This is a genomic window from Mesorhizobium sp. M8A.F.Ca.ET.021.01.1.1, from assembly GCF_003998025.1.
Classification (GTDB): Bacteria; Pseudomonadota; Alphaproteobacteria; order Rhizobiales; family Rhizobiaceae; genus Mesorhizobium.
In genome coordinates this window covers 1-4,468 of record NZ_RZSJ01000513.1, presented here as the reverse complement: position 1 = coordinate 4,468, position 4,468 = coordinate 1, and the positions used below count along the sequence as shown (strand labels likewise).

Genomic DNA, 4,468 nt, shown 5'->3' with positions numbered 1-4,468 from the left:
GGTAAAGGCTGGGCTTCTTGGTCTTGGTTTTGGTGCGCGTGATAACGGCCGTCCCGCGGCCGGCCTCATTGCCGTCGCCGCCGCCGTTTTGCATCCGCGCCACTCGTCTCGTGGCAGTCAAACCGATCGTCACGTAATCCTGCCTCTTCGAATCCTCATGCGAGTTCGACATGTAGGTGTTCGATGGACGATTTTAAGCCCTTCTGGTTAGCTGACAATATGGCTAGGTGACCAACTTGGCGGATTTTCGCATTCGTGAAGCGCTACGCTGTCGCGGATCGGAAACTGGCATGAAAAAACCCGGTCGCGTTTCCACGACCGGGTTCTGCCCCACCCACGAAGGGCCGGATCTTGAAAATTGTCGGGCGAAAATTACTTCGCCTTGGCAACGATCGATTCGAACGGCTTGTAGGCTTCCTTGGCGAGTTCGGCATAGAGGTCGCCAATCTTGGTGGCCTCGGCGACGAACGCCTCGTAGGACTGCTTGGCATAGTCGGACTGGATCTCGATCGCCTTGTCCAGCGACTTGGCCGAGAACAGCTTCTCGAACGCGGCGCTGCCGGCTTCGAAGCTCTTCTTGGTGTATTCGCCGGCCTCGGTGGCGATCGCCTGCGCGCCCTTGGACAAAGAGGCGAAGCTCTTCAATCCGGTGTCGGCGAACTCCTTGCCGTACTTGCTGAAGTCCTCATAGGTCTGGGTCATTTCATACTCTCCCTGGACGGTTGAAGCGCCCTGCCCCGAGCGCCGTTGTGCAATGCATGATAATATATTGTGCGCCGCACAAAAGTCAAGAATTCAAGGGCTCGCCACCCCGCCGGCACCGGCAATGGCTAAAATTCGAATAAAGGAAGGCTCAAACCACCAGAAAATGGTGAACGCGGCGGTTACCATAAACGGATTGGTAACGCTGCCCCGCTAGCTTGGCCGGAAGCGAGGCAGGATCCCTTTGCCGCCTCCAGCGCAACGAGAAATTCAAAGGAACTACCAGTGCGTCAGGCGTTGTCGGGCATCGTTTCCAAATCCGCGTCCCCTCTCAAAACGATCATGATCCTCGCCATGGCGATGACATTCGTCGTCGCGGATGCGGCATCGTCGCTCGCGGCAAAGTCAGCGGCCATCGTCGTCGACGCCAAGACCGGCAAGGTGCTCTATTCGGCAAACGCGGATGGCCGGCGCTATCCTGCCTCGCTGACCAAGATGATGACGCTCTATCTGACCTTCGAAGCGATGGCGAAGGGCAAGATCAGCAGAAACTCGCCAGTCGTGTTTTCGGCCCATGCCTCCGCCGAGGCACCGACCAAACTGGGCGTAAAGCCGGGCGGATCGGTCACGGTCGAGACGGCGATCCTGTCGATAGTCACCAAGTCGGCCAACGACTCGGCGACCGCGCTTGGCGAAATGATCGGCGGCAACGAAACCAATTTCGCCCGCATGATGACGGCCAAGGCGCGGCAGCTCGGCATGGACGGCACCGTCTTCCGCAACGCCAACGGCCTGCCGGATCCGGGGCAGTTCACCACCGCGCGCGACATGGCCACGCTCGGCATCGCGCTGCGGGAACATTTCCCCCAGTACTACGGCTATTTCGCGCAGCGGTCCTTTCTCTACGGTCGCCAGCGCATCAATGGCCACAACCGCCTGCTCGGGCGCATCAAGGGCGTCGACGGCATCAAGACCGGCTATACCCGCGCCTCCGGCTTCAATCTCGTCTCGTCCGTTAATGACGGCAACCGCCGCCTTGTCGCCGTTGTCATGGGCGGCACGTCGGGCGGCAGCCGCGACAACCAGATGGCTGGCCTGATCAACACCTACCTGCCGAGGGCCTCGACCCGCGGTGGCGGCGATCTGGTCGCCAAGGCGGACAGCAATCCAATCAAGGCACTTGCGAAGGTTCTCCTGCCCAAGCACGACGCGCCGACCCCGGACGAAAAGCCGGTGGCCGTCGCGGAAGCCGATACGGCTATCGCGGACGACACGACCACGGCTGTCGCGGACGACGCCACAGTTGCCCAGGGCGACAGCGAGGACGAGGATACAGCCGAGGCAGAGGCGTCCAAGCTGGTTGTTCCGGCAAAGAAGGTGAAGACGGTCATCGTCTCCGCCCCCAAGGTCGCCACCGCGCAGGTCGTGGCCGCCTATGCCGAGCCCGCCCCGGCCGCCGTCGATCCGGTCAGCACCGCTTCGGTTCCGTCAGGCTGGGCCATTCAGGTTGCCTCCTCGCCCAACCAGTCCGAAGCTCAGGCTTTCCTCGACAAGACCACCAAGCAGGCTCCCAAGGTGCTGGCCGACGCTTCCGGCTTCACCGCCGCTTTCGACAAGGGCGGCGTCACTTACTACCGCGCCCGTTTCGGCGGCTTTGGGTCGAAGGACGCCGCCTGGAAGGCCTGCACCGCTTTGAAAAAGAAGAAAATCGAGTGCTACGCCGTCCAGCAATAGGACTGCGTGGAAGATTTCTCCCGGAAGAATATTGCGTCGAAGGAGACTAGTTGTGATTGGAGAGCAAGACGTCCTTGGCTTCGTTAATCCGCGCCGCCAGGAAAGACGTGCCGCCGATGTCGGGGTGCAGGCGCTGCATCAGGCGGCGGTGCGCCTTGCGGACATCCGCCGCGGCGGCCCCCGCTTCAAGACCAAGGACCTTGTAGGCCTCCTCCTTAGTCATGGCGCCCGGACCTGGCGCAACACCCAGCCCTTCGCCACCGTTCGTCTCAGCGTTTTTGCGCCAGACGGGAAATCTGCCGTCAAGATACGTCTCTAGCAGCTGGCGGCTCTCCGGATCGCCGGAGAGCTCGCGGTAGAGATGCTGCAATTCCGCCTGGGTCATCGAGCCAAGCATCTTGCCATCGTGGCGGCCGGCAAGAACCAGCCCTTCAAGGCCGCCCGTATCGTGATCGAGTTCCATCTCGAGTGCCGCTGTCCGCACGGTTGAGCGTTTTCCAGCAATTGGCCTGGCATTTGGGCGCCCGGTACGCGTGGCGCCATACCAGGCGATTGCCACGAACAGGATAATGCCGCCGATGCCTTGACGCCCGACCACGAGCACGGCGCCGCCGATCAGCGCCAGCAGGATCGGCCCCAAGGTTCTCATCCCGCTTGCGAGTTGCGCCGGATCCGCACGGAGAAAGGCCATGGCCAACCCCAGGAGCACCAGCAACAACGCGACCACAACGATAATTGCGCCTAACATTTCCCATCGCCCCGCAGATATCCTGTCCGCCTGGACAGCCGCGTGATGTCCTTCAACACTTTTTCTGCGCCAGAATCATGGCCTTTACCCCCGCTGGAAGAGGACCATCATACGAGCTGGTTCTCCAACGCCGCGGCCTGTGTCGACTTCGACAGTTCTTCCTCGCGCATGGATTTCAAGATGTGGCGTCGTCGCGCCGCTTGCAAGTCCAGCGCGAGGCAAGGTTGAGGGCCAGAAAGGGCCGGCGCGGGAACAGGCGATCCTTCCGCTCAACGACTAGAGCAAGCCGAGATCGGCCAGCTCGCGCCTGAGTTTCGGCGGCATCTCGACCAAACCCGCCTTGCCTTTGCCGAGATCGGCCGGGGCGTCCGCCGGCTTCAGGTAACGCCAGCCCTGGAAGGCGCGGCGCGGCTGCCAGTCGGTGCGCACCACTTGCGGGTCGAGCATCAAATGGCAGCGGCCAATGCCATCGTCATCGGTGAACGGCCGGATTTCCGTGATCAATTGACGGCATTGCACGCTGCCCTTGATCACCCAGTAGAGCGAGCCGCCATCGGTGACCTCGTCACCACGTGTCGGCACCATGCGGGTGGTGTGCCAGTGTTCGGCCGGTTCGCCCGCACGGCGGCGCTCGTCGAGACGGAAGGCGATCCACTCTTCGAGATCCTCGACACTGTCGCAGCCGACGCAAAGCTTTAGGAGATTGAGAGCCATGCGCTAACGTTAGTCCGGGGCGCCGGGACGTCAACGGCCTGACGGACTTCTCCACAGTGCCGCTTTGGGCCAGATCTCAACACTCAACGACATTGACGGCAAGACCGCCAAGGCTGGTTTCCTTGTACTTCTCGTTCATGTCGAGGCCGGTCTGGCGCATGGTCTCGATCGCGGCGTCGAGCGGCACGAAATGCACGCCGTCGCCCTTGATCGCCAGGGACGCGGCCGTGACCGCCTTGACGGCACCCAGGGCGTTGCGTTCGATGCACGGCACCTGCACCAGCCCGCCGACGGGGTCGCAGGTCATGCCGAGATGATGCTCGAGCGCGATTTCGGCGGCATTCTCGACCTGCTCGGGCGTGCCACCCATGACGGCGCACAGGCCGGCGGCCGCCATCGCCGAGGCTGAGCCCACCTCGCCCTGGCAGCCGACCTCGGCGCCGGAGATGGACGCATTGGACTTGATGATGCCGCCGATGGCCGCTGCCGTCAGCAGGAAATCGCGGATGCTCGGCTGGTCGGCCTCGGGATGGAAATGCAGCCAGTAGCGCAGCACCGCCGGCAGAGTGC

The 4,468-nt window shown here is 62.5% G+C and carries 5 protein-coding genes and 1 pseudogene; 1 reads left to right on the top strand and 5 read right to left on the bottom strand.

The features are described from left to right. Together EOA36_RS38525 and EOA36_RS28630 are read right to left on the bottom strand one after the other, a co-directional pair. A pseudogene (locus EOA36_RS38525) lies at window positions 1-133 on the bottom strand (ATP-dependent Clp protease adaptor ClpS); the annotation flags it as partial. 239 nt (window positions 134-372) lie between these two features. After that, on the bottom strand, window positions 373-702 hold the full coding sequence (locus tag EOA36_RS28630; protein ID WP_095774324.1) for a phasin family protein: 330 nt from the start codon (window positions 700-702) through the stop codon (window positions 373-375). A 285-nt stretch (window positions 703-987) separates the two neighbouring features. On the opposite strand from EOA36_RS28630, the gene EOA36_RS28625 reads away from it, so the two are divergent. Then, complete coding sequence (locus EOA36_RS28625; RefSeq protein ID WP_127280384.1) at window positions 988-2,436, top strand: D-alanyl-D-alanine carboxypeptidase; 1,449 nt, start codon at window positions 988-990, stop codon at window positions 2,434-2,436. A 46-nt stretch (window positions 2,437-2,482) separates the two neighbouring features. Here EOA36_RS28625 and EOA36_RS28620 read toward each other — a convergent pair whose 3' ends face one another. The 3 genes from EOA36_RS28620 to EOA36_RS28610 form a co-directional block, all read right to left on the bottom strand. After that, window positions 2,483-3,184 carry a DnaJ domain-containing protein gene (locus EOA36_RS28620; protein WP_127280383.1) on the bottom strand — a complete coding sequence of 234 codons (702 nt, stop codon included), beginning with the start codon at window positions 3,182-3,184 and terminating at the stop codon, window positions 2,483-2,485. A gap of 276 nt (window positions 3,185-3,460) precedes the next feature. After that, window positions 3,461-3,898 (bottom strand): DUF1489 family protein, encoded by a 438-nt coding sequence (locus EOA36_RS28615; RefSeq protein ID WP_127280382.1) that lies wholly within the window; start codon window positions 3,896-3,898, stop codon window positions 3,461-3,463. A gap of 76 nt (window positions 3,899-3,974) precedes the next feature. Then, window positions 3,975-4,468 (bottom strand): L-serine ammonia-lyase, iron-sulfur-dependent, subunit alpha (locus tag EOA36_RS28610; protein ID WP_189553399.1); only part of this gene is annotated, 494 nt, incomplete at its 5' end.